The organism is Clostridium sp. D53t1_180928_C8, from assembly GCF_015667795.1.
Lineage (GTDB): Bacteria > Bacillota > Clostridia > Clostridiales > Clostridiaceae > Clostridium.
This window is the reverse complement of record NZ_JADPEL010000001.1, coordinates 267,311-286,025: the sequence shown is the minus strand read 5'-3', so window position 1 is coordinate 286,025 and position 18,715 is coordinate 267,311. Positions and strand designations below refer to the sequence as shown.

General features: G+C 26.2%; 19 protein-coding genes. 1 reads left to right on the top strand and 18 read right to left on the bottom strand.

Annotated elements, in window-relative coordinates:
* Positions 1-53 precede the first annotated feature (53 nt).
* Complete coding sequence (locus I4V51_RS01255; RefSeq protein WP_195986512.1) at positions 54-914, bottom strand: DegV family protein; 861 nt, start codon at positions 912-914, stop codon at positions 54-56.
* 199 nt (positions 915-1,113) lie between these two features.
* Here I4V51_RS01255 and I4V51_RS01250 point away from each other — a divergent pair, with 199 nt between their 5' ends.
* Positions 1,114-1,680, top strand: a complete 567-nt coding sequence (locus I4V51_RS01250) for a TetR family transcriptional regulator (RefSeq protein ID WP_195986511.1) — start codon at positions 1,114-1,116, stop codon at positions 1,678-1,680.
* Between the two features lie 208 nt (positions 1,681-1,888).
* Here the strand turns inward: I4V51_RS01250 and I4V51_RS01245 are convergent, their stop codons facing one another.
* The 17 genes from I4V51_RS01245 to I4V51_RS01165 form a co-directional block, all read right to left on the bottom strand.
* Positions 1,889-2,206, bottom strand: a complete 318-nt coding sequence (locus I4V51_RS01245; protein ID WP_195986510.1) for a hypothetical protein — start codon at positions 2,204-2,206, stop codon at positions 1,889-1,891.
* A 151-nt stretch (positions 2,207-2,357) separates the two neighbouring features.
* Entirely contained in the window at positions 2,358-3,920 is a 1,563-nt protein-coding gene (locus tag I4V51_RS01240; RefSeq protein ID WP_195986509.1) for a glycine betaine ABC transporter substrate-binding protein, read from the bottom strand.
* On the bottom strand, positions 3,917-5,053 hold the full coding sequence (locus I4V51_RS01235) for an ABC transporter ATP-binding protein (protein WP_195986508.1): 1,137 nt from the start codon (positions 5,051-5,053) through the stop codon (positions 3,917-3,919). Before I4V51_RS01235 ends, I4V51_RS01240 begins: the two co-directional genes overlap by 4 nt.
* 117 nt (positions 5,054-5,170) lie before the next feature.
* On the bottom strand, positions 5,171-5,809 hold the full coding sequence (locus tag I4V51_RS01230) for a TrkA C-terminal domain-containing protein (protein WP_195986507.1): 639 nt from the start codon (positions 5,807-5,809) through the stop codon (positions 5,171-5,173).
* A 206-nt stretch (positions 5,810-6,015) separates the two neighbouring features.
* Positions 6,016-6,813 carry a YwaF family protein gene (locus I4V51_RS01225; RefSeq protein ID WP_195986506.1) on the bottom strand — a complete coding sequence of 266 codons (798 nt, stop codon included), beginning with the start codon at positions 6,811-6,813 and terminating at the stop codon, positions 6,016-6,018.
* Between the two features lie 128 nt (positions 6,814-6,941).
* A complete protein-coding gene (locus tag I4V51_RS01220) occupies positions 6,942-8,300 on the bottom strand; it encodes an MATE family efflux transporter (protein ID WP_195986505.1) in 1,359 nt (452 codons plus the stop codon).
* Positions 8,290-8,766, bottom strand: coding sequence for a GNAT family N-acetyltransferase (locus I4V51_RS01215; RefSeq protein ID WP_195986504.1), 477 nt, complete (start codon positions 8,764-8,766; stop codon positions 8,290-8,292). The genes I4V51_RS01220 and I4V51_RS01215 overlap by 11 nt, the downstream gene beginning before the upstream one ends.
* A 57-nt stretch (positions 8,767-8,823) precedes the next feature.
* A complete protein-coding gene (locus I4V51_RS01210) occupies positions 8,824-9,660 on the bottom strand; it encodes a MerR family transcriptional regulator (protein ID WP_195986503.1) in 837 nt (278 codons plus the stop codon).
* A gap of 27 nt (positions 9,661-9,687) precedes the next feature.
* Complete coding sequence (locus tag I4V51_RS01205; RefSeq protein WP_195986502.1) at positions 9,688-10,248, bottom strand: hypothetical protein; 561 nt, start codon at positions 10,246-10,248, stop codon at positions 9,688-9,690.
* A gap of 60 nt (positions 10,249-10,308) precedes the next feature.
* The gene (locus I4V51_RS01200; protein WP_195986501.1) at positions 10,309-11,082 is read right to left on the bottom strand and encodes a YwaF family protein; all 774 of its coding nucleotides are present in this window, start codon (positions 11,080-11,082) and stop codon (positions 10,309-10,311) included.
* Between the two features lie 244 nt (positions 11,083-11,326).
* Positions 11,327-12,838: a bifunctional UDP-sugar hydrolase/5'-nucleotidase gene (locus I4V51_RS01195; RefSeq protein WP_195986500.1), complete on the bottom strand. Its 1,512-nt coding sequence runs from the start codon at positions 12,836-12,838 to the stop codon at positions 11,327-11,329.
* Positions 12,839-12,920: 82 nt separating this feature from the next.
* Positions 12,921-14,213 carry an MBL fold metallo-hydrolase gene (locus I4V51_RS01190; protein ID WP_195986499.1) on the bottom strand — a complete coding sequence of 431 codons (1,293 nt, stop codon included), beginning with the start codon at positions 14,211-14,213 and terminating at the stop codon, positions 12,921-12,923.
* 512 nt (positions 14,214-14,725) lie between these two features.
* Positions 14,726-15,049 carry a thioredoxin family protein gene (locus I4V51_RS01185; RefSeq protein ID WP_195986498.1) on the bottom strand — a complete coding sequence of 108 codons (324 nt, stop codon included), beginning with the start codon at positions 15,047-15,049 and terminating at the stop codon, positions 14,726-14,728.
* Between the two features lie 148 nt (positions 15,050-15,197).
* A complete protein-coding gene (locus I4V51_RS01180) occupies positions 15,198-15,464 on the bottom strand; it encodes a cobalamin biosynthesis protein (RefSeq protein ID WP_195986497.1) in 267 nt (88 codons plus the stop codon).
* Positions 15,465-15,613: 149 nt separating this feature from the next.
* Positions 15,614-17,236, bottom strand: a complete 1,623-nt coding sequence (locus tag I4V51_RS01175; RefSeq protein ID WP_195986496.1) for an alpha/beta hydrolase — start codon at positions 17,234-17,236, stop codon at positions 15,614-15,616.
* A 22-nt stretch (positions 17,237-17,258) separates the two neighbouring features.
* Entirely contained in the window at positions 17,259-18,137 is an 879-nt protein-coding gene (locus I4V51_RS01170) for a hypothetical protein (protein WP_195986495.1), read from the bottom strand.
* 7 nt (positions 18,138-18,144) lie between these two features.
* Positions 18,145-18,657, bottom strand: a complete 513-nt coding sequence (locus I4V51_RS01165; protein ID WP_195986494.1) for a sigma-70 family RNA polymerase sigma factor — start codon at positions 18,655-18,657, stop codon at positions 18,145-18,147.
* Positions 18,658-18,715: the final 58 nt, after the last annotated feature.

Genomic DNA, 18,715 nt, shown 5'->3' with positions numbered 1-18,715 from the left:
TATACTTTCAATTATTTTTTGATTAATTTAGTTACTAAAAAACTCTTATTACATTATATTAATTCTTCTGCACACGCTATCCCAAGAGCTCCAGGACCAATATGGCAACTAACACTTAAAGATAGTGGATAAGCTTCAATATTATATCTTGGAAATGCCTCTTCTAATTCAAGTTTCCATGCATCTCCTATTTCTTTCTCACCTGTATAAGCTGCATATATTTTCATACTTGGAATATCAAAGAATCTATTTTTAATATCATCAGCTATTGCTTCCTTCATAGTTCTCTTTGCTTGTTTCATTCCTCTTACTTTCTTGAAAGCATCTAATTTTTCACCTTGAATTTGTAAAACTGGTTTAATATTTAACACCTTTGCAAATGAAGCTACAGCAGGAGTAAGTCTTCCTCCTTTTTTTAGATAATCTAATGTATCAGGAACTATGTAAATACTAGATTTATATTGTCTCTCTTCTAATATTTCCTTTATTTCATTAGCTGATTTTCCTTTATTAACAAGTCTTATTGCATCTTTAACTGATTGCAATTGAGTTACAGATATTCTCCTATTATTAACAACAAAAACTTTTCCTTCGTATTCATTAGATAATACTGTTGCTGTCTCAAAACTACTACTTAATGAACTAGACATAGGTATATATATAATATGATCTTTCTCCTTAAGCAACTTCTCCCAAGTATCTATTACTTCCCCAGGTGCTGGCTGTGAAGTATTTACATCTGCATCATTTTCCAAAAATTTGTAGAATTCTTCTTGATTTAAATTTAATCCTTCATAATAAAGCTCACTATTTATATAAAAAGGCATAGGAATAACTGTTATTCCCCATTCCTTAGCTTGACTTAATGTTATTCCACTATTACTATCTGTTACAACTCCAATACTTTTATACATCTTTTTTCCTCTCTAAACTTTTTATTCTAGTTCATATTTTATATTTAACCTTATCATTGTTCAACTTACAATAAATTATAAAGTGTAGTTTTTCGTACATTTTTATTAATAATGTAGTTTTTATTTAATTAATGTATAATTATAATTGAAATATATACAAAATTTTTATTATCTAAATTATATAAATTGAGGTTTTATAATGGAATCAAAAGATATACGTGTTCAAAAGACTATAAAAAATATTGAAGATACCTTTTTACATCTTTTAAAAGAAAAAGCTTTTGTAGATATTACAATAAAAGATATTTGTGATGAGGCTATGATAAGCCGCTCTACCTTTTACTCTCACTATAAGGATAAATATGACTTACTAGAGTATTTCTTTGATAAGCTAATTTCTAACTTTACAGCTGTTGGTACTAACTATTTTTGTGATAAATCTATGACATTAAAAATAGAAAAAGCAGGAGAGCTTCTTAATTATGTATATGTAAATGCTGATATATTCAAAACTTTTCTTGAGTTAAATGAGCAAAATTTGGACTTATTCAATCAACTAACTGATATTATATATAACCGCTGCTTTAATTACCTTGAACGTACTAATAGAGTGGATAAATATAACCTTGGAAATGCCTATATAGCTCAAATATACACATCTATTATTATGAATTCTATACGTTGGATTTCAGTTAACCAAAATAAAGATGATATTAATGGCATATTAAAATTATCTTCTGATATTAATAAATATTTTTTACTTTAAAAATTTTATTATAAATATATACTTTAATAAGGCTACTAAATTTAATCAGTAGCCTATCTTTTATAAAAATAAATGCATATCTTTAATGAAAACTTGAAAAAGCATGTGCATAAATGTAAAAACTATATTTATTTTCAACTTAAAAATATTACTCTCTTTTTATGTCATATAACTATATTTAATAAGAGAAATATGGGTATTGATACAGCTATGGATAAACTGGATAAACTGGTATTATATACGGAAACCTTACTGACCTTATCCTATTTATATTACTAATCAGAAAATTTCTTCTTCCAAATCTCCTAAATCCACCTTGTTGCCTACTCATTTCCTCTTTATAATAATCATCAAATACATATTCAGCAACTAATATATTAACACTATCATTATTTACTTCTTCAATAATTCCTTCTAGCATGCTTCCATTACTCATTGTTACAAGAGAATAATACGATATACATCTCTTACACTCATCATATAACGATTCTGAATCTCTATAAAATCCCATAACTTCTAATGACACCCTTTAATCACCTCCCTCTAATATAGTATTCTATTGTTTAAAAGAGGTGAATTGTTGATTGCTGCTAAATTTAGTATTACTACAATTATTATTTTAATAATGCTAAACTTAAATATAATAAATATCTGCACTAAAACTTAACAACTAAATTTTATATCATACCCTTACTTTCAAGAAAATCTCTTGCAACTTTTGAAGGTGACTCTTGCAACTCATCTACCTTATAATTTAGCTCCATCATAACTTCATTTGTAAGAACAGATCCGAGTTCATCTAAAATTCCTTCTATTTCTGGAAACTCTTCTAATTTATCTGAACTAATAATGGGCATTGCATAATATGGTGGAAAAAATCCCTTATCATCACTTAATGTTTTTAAATTAAACTTTTTTAATAATCCATCAGTTGCAAATGCATCAACTACTTCTACTTCACCATTAACTAAAGCCGTATACCTTGGTGCTCCATCTAATGTTAACACCTCATTCATTTTAAAATTATATGCTTTTTGCAACCCTGGTAACCCATCTTCACGATTTGCAAATTCAAAAACGGTTCCTGCTTTCATAGATCCAGCAACCTTAGACAAATCACTTATCGTATCTAAACTATATTTTTTAGCTGTTTCTTCAGTTACAGCTAAAACCCAAGTGTTATTAAAACTCATCTGCTTTAATACTTCAACATCATAAATTTCTTTGAACTCTTTTTTTACTGTATCATAAACTTCTTCAACATCACTAATCGGTTTAAGCTTTAACATATCGCTATAAGCTGTTCCACTATATTCAACATACATATCTATATCACCACTTTGGAGTGCTCCAAAACAAACTTGAGTTCCACCTAAATCTAATTTTCTATTTACTGTTATATCAGTTTTTGCCTCTATTAAATCAGCAACTAAATTTCCTAGGACAGCTTGTTCAGTATAATCTTTAGAACCAATAGAAATAGTACGCTCCTCCTTTGCTATATTTCCAAAAGATGTTACAACAAAAATAATTACAACAACTAAAGCTGACATACCCAATATTGCTTTTTGTGTTGTACGTTTTTTTCTTTTACACTTTATATTACCCTTTTGAAGACTAATAGGCATAACTAAATTTTCTACTAATCCAATTAGAAAGTCTACTAATAAAGCTAATAAGCAAGCTGGAATAGCTCCTGCTAATATTTGATTATTATTTACTGTACGAATACCTGAAAATACAAGATAACCTAAACCACCAGCCCCTATAAAGGCAGCCATAGTCATAAGTCCAACTGCAGTTACAGATGCAATACGTACACCTGCCATGATAACTGGAAGAGCTAAGGGGATTTGTACCTTAGTTAATATCTGAAATGGTGTTAATCCAATTCCCTTTGCAGCCTCAAGAGTCTGTGGATTAATATTCTCAATTCCAGTATAAGTATTTTTTATAATAGGAAGAAGAGAATAAAGAACTACTGCAACTATCGCTGGTACTGTCCCTATACCTAAAAAAGGTATCATAAATCCAAGTAATGCCATACTAGGTATTGCTTGAACAACATTAGCTATGGCTAAAATTGGCTTACTAGCTTTTGCTGCATATGAAATAAAAATTCCTAGAGGCACTCCTATTAAAATTGCTACCCCAACAGAAATTGCCGTTAATTTTATATGTTCTATTAACAGTGATAAAATTTGTGATTGATTTTCAATTATATATTGCAATAAACTCATATCATTTCATCCTCCTCATAATCAAAGTATTGTTGACTTAATGTTGTAACTAAACTACTTTTAGTAACTAATCCTAATAGACGCGAACAATTATCAACAACCGGTACAGTAGATATATGTTTCTCTGTAACTACTTTTAAAGCGTCTAAAATACATTGATCTATTAAAAGGGTTGGAAAAGTTTTATTAATAAACTTTTCTACAGCTTGTGTTTTATCTTCAATCCCTCTAAGCTTACTTGCCTTTACAATACCAATTAGTTTATGTTCATTAGGCTCAACTATAAGAAGACTGTCCACCTTTTTTTGACGCATTTTATCAATACATTTGAAAACTGATAAATTTTTATATGCTGTAATTGGCTTATCAATCATTATATCTGAAATTTTTATATATTCTGGAGATGCCCATATTCTATTCTTTCCTACAAAATTAGAAACAAAATCGTCAACTGGATTTCTCAGTATATTTTCTGGAGTATCGTATTGTAATACTTCTCCATCCTTCATTATACAAATCATATCTGAAATTTTAATGGCCTCATCCATATCATGTGTAACAAATACAATAGTTTTTTTTAATTTAGACTGTAATTCAACAAGCTCATCTTGTAAATCTGATCTTGTTATTGGATCTAGAGCGGAAAATGGCTCGTCCATAAGAATGATATCTGGATCATTTGCAAATGCTCTAGCTACACCGACCCGTTGTTGTTGTCCACCACTTAATTCTGTTGGATAACGCTCTAAAAATTCATCACAATTTAATCCTACCATTTCCATTAATTTTCTAGTATTGCTAATAATCTTTTCTGTATCTACCTTCTGTAATTTAGGAATAAGTTCTATATTTTCTCTAATAGTCATATGAGGAAATAACCCTGTTTGCTGTATAACATACCCTATATTTCTTCTTAATATTACTTCTTCAATTGATTGTATTTTTTTATTATTAATATAAATAAAGCCACTAGACGGCTTAATTAATCTATTAATCATTTTTAATAAAGTAGTTTTCCCACAACCACTTTCCCCAATAATTGTAATAAGTTTTCCTTTTTCAATTGTTAAATTAATTTCTTTTAATACTTGCTTTGATTTATACCTTTTCGTAACTTTTTCAAATCTAATCATATCTATTCCTCCTTTTTCCAAGTAACAACCTCATTCTATTATAAAGTTGTTACTTTGTCAAATAATAGAAAAATGCCCAAAACTATTTCTAGTCTTGAGCATTCTATAATTATCTTATTATTTTATAGGGTATAAAAACTCCTTAACCCTTTGCGATGAGTCATCTTGTGACAGAAAATATATAACATCATTTTCTAATAATATAGCATATGGTCCTGGTGATTTAATTACATTTCCATTTCTACCAATAGCAAGTACAGTAGCACCTGTATGTTGCCAAAATTGAATTTCAGATACTGTTTTATTTAAATAAGAACATTGTGCAGTTATTTTTACTTCAAATGGCATAAATGGATTCATTGATCTAAAGTGTTCTGATGCTACAATTAAATCAGATAAACATGAATTTAATGTATCCATCTCTTTTTGTTGACGAGATATACTCTTTAACAAATTTTCTTTTATAGTATCAATTGTCTGACGCTTGCTGTATTGTTTAATAAATTTAACAGCATTTTCATAGGATTTAATTGTAACTCCACTTCCTTTTTCTGAAGTGACAATTTCCAAATCACATAATACACAAATTGCACGTCTTGCAGTTTCTGATGAAACACCATATTGGCTTGCTATAGATGAACGTGCATATATCTTTTCACCAACTTTATATTCCCCACTAGCAATTCTAGAAGAAATTTCAATTGCTATTTGTTGGTATCGAGGAATTGAAATTTTATTTTTAACTTTTTGTTCCATTTCAATATTTTCCTTTTACAGCTTCATATATTTTATAAATTTAGTATAATTTATAAAGATAAATAAGACAATTATAACCTTTATTTTTATCCTTTAACATTAAATATTATTTTCATATTTAAAATTATTTTAATCATAATTCTATAAATAATTTAAAAAAATGTGTAAATCCTTATTAACGACTTACACATTTTTACTATAAAATTCTATACACTTAAATTATAACTTTCATTATCACTAATAAGTTTCTCATTTTTATTTCTTGTAATTAGTCTATATAAATAAACTGTTATACAGTATGGCGCATATAAATATACTAAGAATACTACTATAGTATATAACCATGGTGCAGAAGCAAATAATTCATGTAAAAAAGGTACTGGTATTTTGAAAGGCTTCTTCAAAAGCATCAGATTACTTCCAAAACTAGTATTCAGAATAATTGCTATTACTGCAAAAAAACAATATAGCTTAGCAAACTTGTTAAACTTACTTTTGTCTAATCTTATTTCTAACTTAAATAAATATAATATACCCATATAAACCATTAAAGTATGAAAAAGCATACTATACATACAAAGATAATGCCATATTGGATATACAGTTAAAGATGTAGATGGAAAGATAAGGTATGTTGCACCTGCTACTATAGATACTCCTGCAATAAATGCATCCCCAGTTTGTTGCCACTTTCCTTTCCCATATCCACTTAACCATAATGCATAAATAAATATAGAACAAAACGATATTGGTAACCATGTATTTATCCAAGTATATCCTCTATAAAAGTTAAAAAATATTTTAACTCCTTCTAATACTGTAATAAATATAGCCATACCCTTTGTCATTTTTTTAACTTGTTCAATAGTCATTTTTCTTGAAAAATATATTAACAAACTTAATATAATCATAGATATTATTAATAATATCATATGTCTAGATGTAAGCATTCCTGTTGGCTCATATATATCTCTTGGCGCCCAAAATTGATTTAATATATCCATTTAAATTATTCACACTCTCCTGATATTATTTAATAAAATTTTATTGATTAAAAATCATAAACTTTATCTCTGCAAAGAGTAATTTAACATAGAAATATTGGGCCTTCAAATTATATTTCTGTGAACATTTAATTAATAAATATACTCATAATTTTTTTCCAATATATCGTTACTAATATAATGGTAGATAACGGTATTGCTAAAAACACTGCTATCTCTGGAGAAATATTCATAATATTAAATCTAGAAAATAATATAGGTAATATTATAACTAGAGGTATTAGTATAACTATTTGTCTCATTAATTCCAACTTACTCGCACTGTCCTCTTCTCCTGACACTTGCATAAATGTTATTAAAGTATATATAATACCTACAAGTGGGAATGTTGCTATTACTATTCTAATTATAGGTATAGCTAAATTTACTAAGTTCATATCTCCAGTAAATACATTAAGTATATTATCTGAAAATAAATATGATACTAATGTTACTGTTACTGAATACATTACACTATATTTTACAGTTTTCTTTTTTATCATACTTTCCTTATTTTTATCTTTACTACCATGGAAATATGCTATAACCGACTGAACCCCTTGTGTTAATCCTATTAATGGTAATAGAATTACCATATTAAAATTACTACATATAGACCATGCCCCTATGTATGAAATATTTCCGTACTTTATCAAAGTTTTATTAATTATAAACCCACTCACACTATTTAATGCTTGCATTAAAAACTGTACAAATCCTATTTTAACTAGGGCTATTAATATTTCTATTGATTCATTAAAATCTAGTTTACTTTTCTTTATCCACAATCCTTTTTTAATTAAAAATATCATAGAAAATCCAAAATAAAACAATTCACTAACTAAGGTTGCCAATGCAATACCTTTAATCCCCATTTTAAAAGTAACTGTAAATATTATATTAAAAACTATATTTATTATGGCAGCTAAAACTCCTACTTTTATCTCTATATTGGGATATCCAAATACTCTTACATTATTAATTAACATATATCCAACAGTACTAAATATATTAAATATTACAGCTATATTTAAATACTCTTTAGCTAAATTTAATACTTCTCCACTAGCTCCAAGTATATTTAATAACTGATTTTGAAATAAAAATATTATCAATGATATTATAGAACTAGATATAAAGCTTGAATAAAATCCTACCTTGAATGTACTATTAATCTTTTCTTTATCATCTTCTCCTATTTTCTTTGAAATAATTAAACTCGTTGATACTCCAAATATTAGTTGAGCTGCAATTAACACTAATAGTATAGGACTTATTATTCCCATAGCTGATAATGCACTACTACTAATAGGACCTAAATGTCCTGCAAATATTGTATCTATCATAGATGTTAATGATTCAAGTACTAATGAAACTATAGTTGGAAATGAGAATAACATTATTAACTTATTTATAGATTTTTCTTCAAATACATTATTATTGCTCATTGTTATCTACCTTACTTTTAAAATTTATAACCATAACTTTTTCACCATTTACATCATCTTCTCCATTAAATTTAAATCCTAATTCTTTATATAAATTAATAGCATTTTTATTATCTTCATACACACTTAAATATACTTCATCATAACCATACCCTTTATATAAATGATCTATTAAAAATTTAACTGCAGTTTTTCCATATCCCATTCCTTGGTTTTCTGCTGATATTAAAAATCTATCTAACCATACTCTTCCATTATCACCCTCTTCTAAAAACAAACCATACATAGCAAATCCAACTGGTTTTTCTTTATCATATATTCCTACGGGGTTCCATACTGAATATTCCTTGGCTTCTTCTAAGCATGCTTCTACAGTTTCAATATAATTTTCTTGTCCTTTAGCCACCTTTAAATTTACTATTTCTTTATAGTTATTTTCATTAACTTTTTTTATAATTAAATTCATACTAAATCACTCCCTAAAAAAATAATAAACCTGGGTGTAACACCCAGGTCAATAAATTTATTTTATCGGTATAAATATTTCATAATAGTCACTTGCAATATCATTATTATATTCTGTAAGCAACATTCTTCCTAATATAGGTCCTATTACTTCTATATTATTCTTTATTACTATATCTTTTATAACTTGTAACCAGTCATTATATTCTATATCACTTAATGCCACTACAGTATAAATACATTTTCTTTTATATATTAATTTAACCTTTTTATGTAGTAATATTTCTTCTATATCTTTTGAACTTTTTCTTAATGTAACTCCCCACTTAATTTTTTCATCTATATTTTTATTAAATATATCCCCATCTTCAATTAAAAATGTAAAGTTAACATATTCTAAAATGTTTTTATTTTGTATATTCATTCCTTCTGCTATATCTATCATTCCTTCAATTATATCTATAAAATCATCAAACTTTCTTTCTTCTGTAGTTTCTATAAATATAAATTTTCCCTTTTCATCTCTAATCTCTAACCTATTTAAATCATTAATACAAGACTGTACATTTAATTTCATTGAATATAGTGTTTTTTGAAGCTCTCTAATTTTCCTCACTTCTTCTACAAGTTGCTTTTCCTTTTCCTTAATTATTTCTAATATATCAGAAGGCGTGGAATTTTTAATAACTTTATGAATATCACCTAATGGTAAATTTAATTTTTTTAAAAAGAATACATCAGTTAAAGAGTTTAAGTCTTCAACATCATAATATCTATATCCATTTTTATCATTTTTTTTAGGTTTTATTAAGCCCATATTTTCATAATATCTTAATGTATCACGAGTTGTATTAAACAACTTACATACCTCTCCCATTAAATATTTATCTTTCATAAATTCCCCTTATATTTTTATTAAGTACTAAACTATTTTTTCGTATATTATAGGGTCTATAAAACCAAAAGTAACCTTTCCATTTTTCTTAAAGACTTCACTTACATACATCTTTCCATTTTCAATTCTTTCTTTTAATATAAATTCGGTTTCTGGAGTAAATTTACTAATACTTTCTCCTATAAATATACCATCCCCATCTATATATATCATTGGATTAAACTTAGATGAAATCTTAAGGCTATTATAATCCATGATTAAATTTTCATTATCATTTCTAAATTCTTCTTTAGATATCTCTTCTGGAATCTCATAAGAAGTTAAGACTACATTGTTTTCTTCATTTAAAGTAAATAAAAATAAATGTGGTAAAATATTTTTAAACTTTCCTTGATCATAATAGCTTTCTTCTATAATAAAATATCCTTTAAAATCATTTGGTAAATTAGAAATTTTATCATTACAAATACCATTTATATGCTTTGCTTTAGGATGTTTTACTTCTCCACTTTCTAGTTCTTTATTTATTTGATTAGCATTACTAAATACTCCACATAATTGACTTATAAAAACTTCTAGCTTGTTCATAAACTCCCTCCTCAATAATATATAAATTTAATTATACCCCAATAAAAATTCATATCAATATTAACTTTTTAATTTTTGAGAACTCTTGTTTTTAGTTATAGCTTTAACAAAAAATGACGTAATAAAATATGGGATATATAAATAAATAACAAATACTAATGAAGTATACCCTAAAGGTAATGAATTATAAAGCTTATGAATAATTGAAATAGGAATCTTAAAGGGATTATTAAGTAACATAAAATTTGTATTAAAAATTGCATTAAGAGTAAGTGCTATAATACCAAAAATCAAAAAAACTCTAAGATAATTATTAAAATTATTTATATCTAATTTAACAATATCTTTTTTAATATATATTATTCCAAAGTAAATCATCATTGTATGAAAAAACATACTATATATACAAAGATAATGCCATATTGGATATACAGTTAAAGATGTAGATGGAAATAATAAATAAGCTCCACCTGCAACTACTGAACACCCAGCAATAAAGGATTGTCCACTTTTCTTCCAATTTCCTTTTCCATAACCACTTAACCACAAAGCATATATAAATATTGAACAATAAGAAATAGGTAACCAAGAATTTATCCCTTTATAGCCCCAGTAAAAATTAAAATATATTTTTACACCTTCTAAAACTGTAATAATAATAGCCATTATTTTAGTTGCTATATTTACTCTTTCTATTGTAATATTTCTAAAAATAAATAATAGAATACTCAATAATATAATAGATATTAACAGCAGTATCATATGTCCTCTTGTAAACATTCCACAACACTCATACATATTTTTAGGAGCCCAAAATTTATTTAATATAAACATTTTAAATATTCCTAAATTTTTTTACACTTTATATTATGATAAACACTTTTATATTTACACATTTTATCTATTTTTACTTTTACAACTTAATTTGAAGGCTCAAATCTTCTTATATTTCTTTTTATAATCATCTTATCAATGTTTAATTGCTTAACTATATTATAGAATTATATACTTTATAATTTTCTATTATCAAAAAAAATATGCTGTAACAAATACAAAATGATACAGCACATTAAATTTATTATTTAATTATGTAATTACTTTTTTCTATAGCCTTAACATAATTATGTTCTGAAAAATAATTAATTATTAACTCACTTATATCAATATTAATTTCCTTAATTACTTCAGCTCCCTCATATGATGGATAAATTGAAGTATTAGTTGCACGATAGTTATTCATAACTATACTATAATAGTTATCTAAATTAATATCATTTCCATCTTTCTTCATAGAAACAACCCTATCTCCAAGGTTTCGTGATAAATCAATCTCATAATCAAGACCACCAAAAGTATCATAATTATAGTTTTGAACCTTAGGAACTAAGAATCCATTGCTAATCTTAACACTTCCATCTTCAATTACAAAATAAGTTGCAGCTTTTTCAATAGCCTCCTTTAACTTATCTCCCCTAACTTTTAAAACCATTAAAGTATTAGGATAAGGATAATTAATTAGTACATCTCTAATAGATACGTTCTTCTTAAATCCAATTGCACTATCAAATAATGATAAAGCTGAAAAATCTGCTCCTGAAGCTTCTAATTGTACTTGATGCAAGAAATTAATAAATGGATGTCCATTTAATCTTGCTTCAAAAATATTCTCCATAAGTATATCCTTATTGAAATTTCCAATTTTTCTATGTAAATAATCTTGTAATTCTACTTCAATATTATTAAATATTTTTTCAATATCTTCATTTATTTCATCATCTAATAAAGATACATCTATTAACTCATAACTTACTTCTTTAGTTTCAGTATCTAATACAATCTTACTAAACTTTTGTCCATTATGTGTAGGTTGTGCACATACTATTCCATTAATTATGGTAATAAATCCTCTATGTTGATGTCCACTTAAAACCATATTAATTGAATCATACTTTTCTAGTAATTCACTGGCTTGATTTTCTTTAGTAAGTTTTTCTGTTGGTTTGTTAGCTTCATCTAAACTTTTTTCAAATCCACCATGATAACATACTATAATATAATCAGCTTGTTCTTTTAACTCATTTTCGTACTTTCCATACATATCAACTGGATCTAAAAATTTTAAGCCTGTTATATTCTTCTCATGCTCCCAGTTAGGTATAAATGATGTTGTAAGTCCAATACATCCAACCTTAAATCCATTAAAGTCAAATATTTTATATGGCTTTGTATTAAAATCTAATCCTTCAATATTAGCATTTACTATTTTATCTTCAATAGCTTTATATGAATTATTTAAATAATCTAGACCATAATTAAATTCATGGTTACCTATAACGTAAGCATCATAACCTATAGCTTCTAATCCTTCTAATATAGGATTCTTTTGAATCTTTTGCTTTGATAAATAGTGTGCTAAAGCTGAGCCTTGTATTAAATCACCACAATCAACCTTTAAAGAAGCATCATAATTTTTCTCATCATTTATTATATAACTTCCTATCTTAAGTATTCCAAGTGGTTGTTCTTTTACATAATTAGTTGGATAAACATATCCATGTAAATCACTTGTTTGATATATTGCAAGCTTCATTCCAGCCTCTCCCTTCAATATAAAGTAAAATTACAAAATTAATTTTTGCAATTTTACTTTTCTATTCATTAGTATAAATATATTATATTGTTTGCCCCTTTTTAGGTAATAAAACCTCTCCATTTTCATTATAAAGTTTTTCAGGATGATAAGAATGAATTGGAACTAATAACTTAGGCTTAATTAAGTTAATTATTTTTATTAAATCATAAGGACGAGCATGCCCACTACATGGCATATGCTTAAATTCTATATTATAATCACCAAATCTCTTAATAAATGGTTCATATGAAGGGTCAAAAGCTCCTAATGGTTGAGCATCAGCATGAATATATATTCCATTACCTTTTAATTTATCTATATACTTTAATGCTTGAGTATCTAATTGCCAGAAATATTTACTTTCATCATTTAGTAATTCTTCAAAATCAACTTTTAAGTTTTCATCTAACCCATATTCCTTATCATCTAATTGATAATAATGAGTTTGAATTCCAGATGCTTCTTTTACTACATATGAATAATAGGCATCTAATACAACCGTTCTTGGATTCGTCTTAATTATATTTAAAATTCTTTCTACATTTGATATATAATAATTGAACGTTATTTGCTTAGTAGGGTTATTATTAACTACCTCATTAATTTTTTCTATAAGTTCTGGTTCATTAATTGCTTCTGTATCTCTTATTGGATCTCCAAAATCTTGGAATGAAACACTTACCCCTTCTATTAATAATACATCGCAATTTTCACTTTCCATGCAGAAGCTTAGTGTATCATTTTCTCTATATCCATGAAGTCTAATATCTCCAGTATATGATATAGTTAAATCTGGTGTTTGTATTACTAAACCACTAGCTCCATAAGCATCATGATCAACTGGCATAACTTTAACCTTTATTTCCCCAACTGTAACAACTTCATTTTCTCTAACTCCAATTACTTCTCTTGTATTTGAGTCCTGTTTTTCATATAATGGAAAAATAAAATCATTATTAATATTTAAAGTATTTAGTAATGATTTTGTACCTTCTAATGTATAAAGTGGTATTTCAGGATTTAAATAATTAACTATTTTAGAATGATCTAAATGAATATGAGATAAGAATACAGCTGTATTTTTAAAAGTATTTTCTTTTGATTCATATCCTCTTAATGGTATTTTAGGATCGAAGATATTATTTAAATATGGCACTAAATTTTCATCTAATAATCCTTGTAAATCAGTTGGTTGTACTTTCGCAGCTGGATTATATTCACTACCAAAATCAAAGAAAATATGACTATCTTCATATGCAACTTCAATTATTGTTCCTCCAATTGTTAGAACTCCACTATGAAATGTTATTTTTGTCTTTTTATTCTTAAGCATCTCTTATAACAACTCCTCTTTTGTATATTTCATCTTTAGTTATATGATAACGTATTTTTTTCAATTTACAATGCCTATCTTTTCCATTGTAAAAAAACTAACTTTCACAAAAAAATTATTAATACTATATAATGTATCGTTTAAATTTATAGATACTACTTATTGTAGGAATTTCATTTTAATATCTAACATAATTATTTTTATAAAATTTTACCTTTAACATATAATTTGCTATTTAGTATATTTTTTTATTTTCTTATTTTAATTTACATATTACGTCTAATATATAAATAGCCTGTCCCTTTTTATCATTTATTTATTATTGAATTTTATATAAAAAATTTGAAACTATTGTTCCAGCAGAAACTATCATAGTTGATATTCCAACAGCTGATATTTAAACGTGAAAACTTTATAAATACTTGAACATGTAGAGCCTAGTATCTTATATAGAAGTTTCAAACTAATAAAACTATAATCTTAAGCTTCTCATTCTATTTCAAATAATTATATTAAAATATCATCTCATAATATCTTCTTATACTTCTTTCAAGTTCTAACAAATCAACATTTCTTCCAACCCTTAAACTTTCCTTTCCCTCAATAAATAATAAAAATATAGGTAATGAGAATACCCCATACTTTGCAGCTAATTCTAAGTTCTCTTCACCATTAATTTCTCCACTTTTAATTTGTGGTAACTCTTTTAATATACTTTCAATTTTAAACTTTATTGCTTCACATGCTCCACAATCCATTCCAGTGAAATACACTACAGATATCTCATTATTATTTATTAAATCTATTATTTCATTTTCATTTATTAATTTTTTCACTTACCTTCACTCCTTAAATTATATAATTTAATCTTCTAAATTATCTTCACCTTACTACAAAATTATATACATAACTGTAAATAATAAAATAATGTATTAAATAAATAAAACTAGTACTGCAAAAATTTTAGTACTAGTTTTTATCTCTTTACTTATTATTTTTATAAAAATATTCTAAAATATCATCAAATGTTTCAAAAGCTAATCCTGCTGATTCGCAACATTCTGTTATAGCCTCTTCCATCTCTTTTATAGGAATATCTTTTATTGTCTCACACTCTATTCCTTCTTCACAATAAGATTCACAAATTGCTTTTTCTAAATCTTGTTCTGATACTCCTTCTTCTCTAAACATGTTTAAAAATATTTCTCTAATATGATTCTCTCTTTCAATTGATGCTAATATATTCTCCATGTACCCTCCAAAACAAACTATCTTTAAATAATAAATCAAATCATATTATATCATAATTTTAACATTTATAGCATAAATACCTATATTCATATTCTTAATATTTTCTTTGTTATTCTACCTCCGCATTATTTTAATTTAAATATAATTTTCTATTTCAATTCAATAGAATCTATAAAAATTGACCCACTATCAATTTGATCAAATACTAAATTTATAGTCTCTATATTCTTCAAATCAATATTATTAAAATATGTTAATGGAATTCTTACTTCAGAAATCGGTGTTTTATTAATCCAGTACTTAATCTCTTCGTCAAATATAGGAGTTATTTCAATCTTTCCTGTTGTATACTCTAATGCTACTAAACTTTTAGGTAATATAACTTTAGAAATATTTCCATTCTTATCTTTAACTTCTATACTAAAAGATTGTGATTCATTAGGGTTATTTAATTGACTAGCTGAATCTATAACTAAATTAAATACCAAACTTTCATTATTCGAAAAATCTTTAGTGCTAGGTCGAATCTCAACCCGTGCATTATGAGAATTCCATTTTATATTTACTAATTTTCTTATCTTTAGCTCTTCATCTCCTGATGTTATTGTATCTATTATTATTTCATCGTCCTTATAAAACCAAGAATCTTGAGTCCTTTCTATAGTAGCTTCTATTCCTTTAAATTCATGAATATTATCTGTATTTATAACCTTATTAACTTTATTGTTAATACTTTGAACTTTAACATCTTTTCCATACATTTTATTAGGTTGTGGTTTATTTAAATCATAAATCGTATTTTCAATTTCATTATTTAATGATGCATTAAAAAAATCAACTGCAAAACTTGATAAAAATCTTTCTTGCTCTTCTCTTGATAGTTGATTTTTTAAATCTTCCTCCGATTTTAGCATAACTGCATCATTAATTTTCATATTTTTATTAAAATAGTTATGATTAGCATTTTCTAATATAGTTAAAGAAGTTAAATGGTCTCTTTTTTTAGACACTATAGTTTCATAAATATTAATCCCATCAAGGTTTGCAACATCTCCATCATATTCTGGAACTAATATAGAAACATCATAATTTCCATACTCTCTATCAAAAGTAGTTGTTGGAGCAATTGCTAGAACAGATTTAATATTTTCCCCTTTCTCTATTTGATCATTTGCAATATCAAATATCGTTTCTCCTCCTCTTGAATGACCTATTAATGATATATTTTCAAAGTCTATTTTATTAGTTAAATCAACATTGTATCCTAAGTCTTTACCTTCATTAGCTAATTTTAAGCTTTCAATATGCTTTCCAACCATAGCTCTAGTTTTTTCATTATCATCATTATCTCCATACTTCCATATATAAGCCATTCTCATATCCATTGATATAGCTATATATCCATTTTCAGCTAAATCCTCTATTAAATAATCAAATCCAGAATAAAACTCATTTGATTCATCTTCATTATCGTGTGAGCCATGAGTTACCAATACTATCGGAAATTTCCCCTCTGCTTTTGGTACCGCTATAGATCCACTTACTTCATATGGTAGTTTTTTACCTGAAGTTGAAGTATAACTCTCACTTCCTACATTAAAATCAACTAATTCTACTTCATAGTTTTTATTACTACTCTCCTCTATATCAAATACAGGAAGTTCAATAACTGAACTCTCATTATCTCCTCTATTATTATCACCTTTATTACATCCAATCATAGTCATCGTTAATGCTAATGCTACTAAAACTGCTATACTTTTTATCTTCATATACTTATCCCCCTAAAACTTATTATTTTATCTTTGGTCCTTCACCTAGATTCCTAGATTCTAAATAAAAATCTATATTTAATTCAGTATCTTCATTTAACTTTTTAAGCTTAGCTTCAGCCTCTTCCTTTGTATAAAAAGGTCCATACTGAATTATATAAGTTCCATCATTAACTTTTTGAACCTCACTACCTTCATACTCAGATAAACTTTCTTCAATTTGTGCTAGCTCTTCTCCATAATTAAATTCATTAGTCCTTACAAAATAGCTACTTTTATTTTCTATTTGCTTTAATCCATCGTAACTTATCTGAATCATACCTGGTTCTTCATATTCTGTTATTTTAAAATCAATATTTTCATTTAACTCTATTGCAACCTTACGTCTTGAGTCATCTAAAGTCATAATATTATATACATCTTTTATCCAAGGTAGATTCTCAACTTTTTCTTGTATATTAGTATCATAAATTCCTCTTACTCCATCAAAAGTAAAAACTATTGTATAAGGATATTCCCTATACTCTATTTCATAATGTGGCACACCTTCAACTAAAGCATCATCTTTAGTAAAGTAGATATTTACTGAATTATCTTCTAATGAATCTATTACTACAGTATTCCCATCAGTTATTAATCCTCCAAATATTGAAGAATCATTTATGGATAATATCTTAACTACATTTCCTAGTACAGGAATTTTAATTAATTCTTTTGCAACTACAGGTATATTAGATGCAGATACTAGAACTGTACTTCCTATTAAAAATAAAGATGCCACTTTAATAAAATTTCTTTTATGTGACTTTTGCTTATACTTAACTCCTTTTTCAATACCTTTATCTATATAATCATTTAATTCTGTAGGTATCTTAATATTGTCATAGTCTTTAAGATTCATATTATAATCACTCTCCCTCTAATATCTTTCTTACCTTATCTAAAGCTCTATAATGCTTTGTTTTTATAGTATTTTCCGATTTCCGCATAAATTCAGCTATTTCAATAAAGGTTAAGTCTCCAAAATATTTTAATACCAATATCTCCTTATAATCCTTTTTCAATTTATCTAAGGCATTGTATAAGTCAATTTTATCCTCTAATTTATCTTTTAACTCAGTGCTTATTTCTTTCTTATACTCTTCTAAATGTATTATTCTTTTTGATTTTCTAAGTGCACTTATAGATTCATTTATAACTATTCTTATTAACCATGTATCAAAATACTTAATATCTTTTAATTTATTTATATTTATATAAGCCTTAAAGGTAGCTTCTGAAACTACATCTAATGCTATATCCTCATTTTTTACATAACATATAGCAATTTTATATATCTTTTCACCACGTGATTTTATAAGTTTGCTAAAACCTTCTTTACAGCCATCTTTTGCTTTTTGTACTAGTACTAACTGATCCAAGTTATTACCTCCTAATCAATTTACCTTAATTAGATAATTGATTTAAATAAATAGTTTC

Bases quoted from the DNA above. Each gene is read 5' to 3' on its own strand.
- I4V51_RS01235 (WP_195986508.1), bottom strand. From the start codon at position 5,053: ATGATTAGATTTGAAAAAGTTACGAAAAGGTATAAATCAAAGCAAGTA.
- I4V51_RS01215 (WP_195986504.1), bottom strand. From the start codon at position 8,766: ATGAATTTAATTATAAAAAAAGTTAATGAAAATAACTATAAAGAAATA.
- I4V51_RS01220 (WP_195986505.1), bottom strand. From the start codon at position 8,300: ATGAGCAATAATAATGTATTTGAAGAAAAATCTATAAATAAGTTAATA.
- I4V51_RS01250 (WP_195986511.1), top strand. From the start codon at position 1,114: ATGGAATCAAAAGATATACGTGTTCAAAAGACTATAAAAAATATTGAA.
- I4V51_RS01200 (WP_195986501.1), bottom strand. From the start codon at position 11,082: ATGTTTATATTAAATAAATTTTGGGCTCCTAAAAATATGTATGAGTGT.
- I4V51_RS01205 (WP_195986502.1), bottom strand. From the start codon at position 10,248: ATGAACAAGCTAGAAGTTTTTATAAGTCAATTATGTGGAGTATTTAGT.
- I4V51_RS01175 (WP_195986496.1), bottom strand. From the start codon at position 17,236: ATGAAGATAAAAAGTATAGCAGTTTTAGTAGCATTAGCATTAACGATG.
- I4V51_RS01170 (WP_195986495.1), bottom strand. From the start codon at position 18,137: ATGAATCTTAAAGACTATGACAATATTAAGATACCTACAGAATTAAAT.
- I4V51_RS01190 (WP_195986499.1), bottom strand. From the start codon at position 14,213: ATGCTTAAGAATAAAAAGACAAAAATAACATTTCATAGTGGAGTTCTA.
- I4V51_RS01255 (WP_195986512.1), bottom strand. From the start codon at position 914: ATGTATAAAAGTATTGGAGTTGTAACAGATAGTAATAGTGGAATAACA.
- I4V51_RS01230 (WP_195986507.1), bottom strand. From the start codon at position 5,809: ATGGAACAAAAAGTTAAAAATAAAATTTCAATTCCTCGATACCAACAA.
- I4V51_RS01210 (WP_195986503.1), bottom strand. From the start codon at position 9,660: ATGAAAGATAAATATTTAATGGGAGAGGTATGTAAGTTGTTTAATACA.
- I4V51_RS01180 (WP_195986497.1), bottom strand. From the start codon at position 15,464: ATGGAGAATATATTAGCATCAATTGAAAGAGAGAATCATATTAGAGAA.
- I4V51_RS01225 (WP_195986506.1), bottom strand. From the start codon at position 6,813: ATGGATATATTAAATCAATTTTGGGCGCCAAGAGATATATATGAGCCA.
- I4V51_RS01240 (WP_195986509.1), bottom strand. From the start codon at position 3,920: ATGAGTTTATTGCAATATATAATTGAAAATCAATCACAAATTTTATCA.
- I4V51_RS01195 (WP_195986500.1), bottom strand. From the start codon at position 12,838: ATGAAGCTTGCAATATATCAAACAAGTGATTTACATGGATATGTTTAT.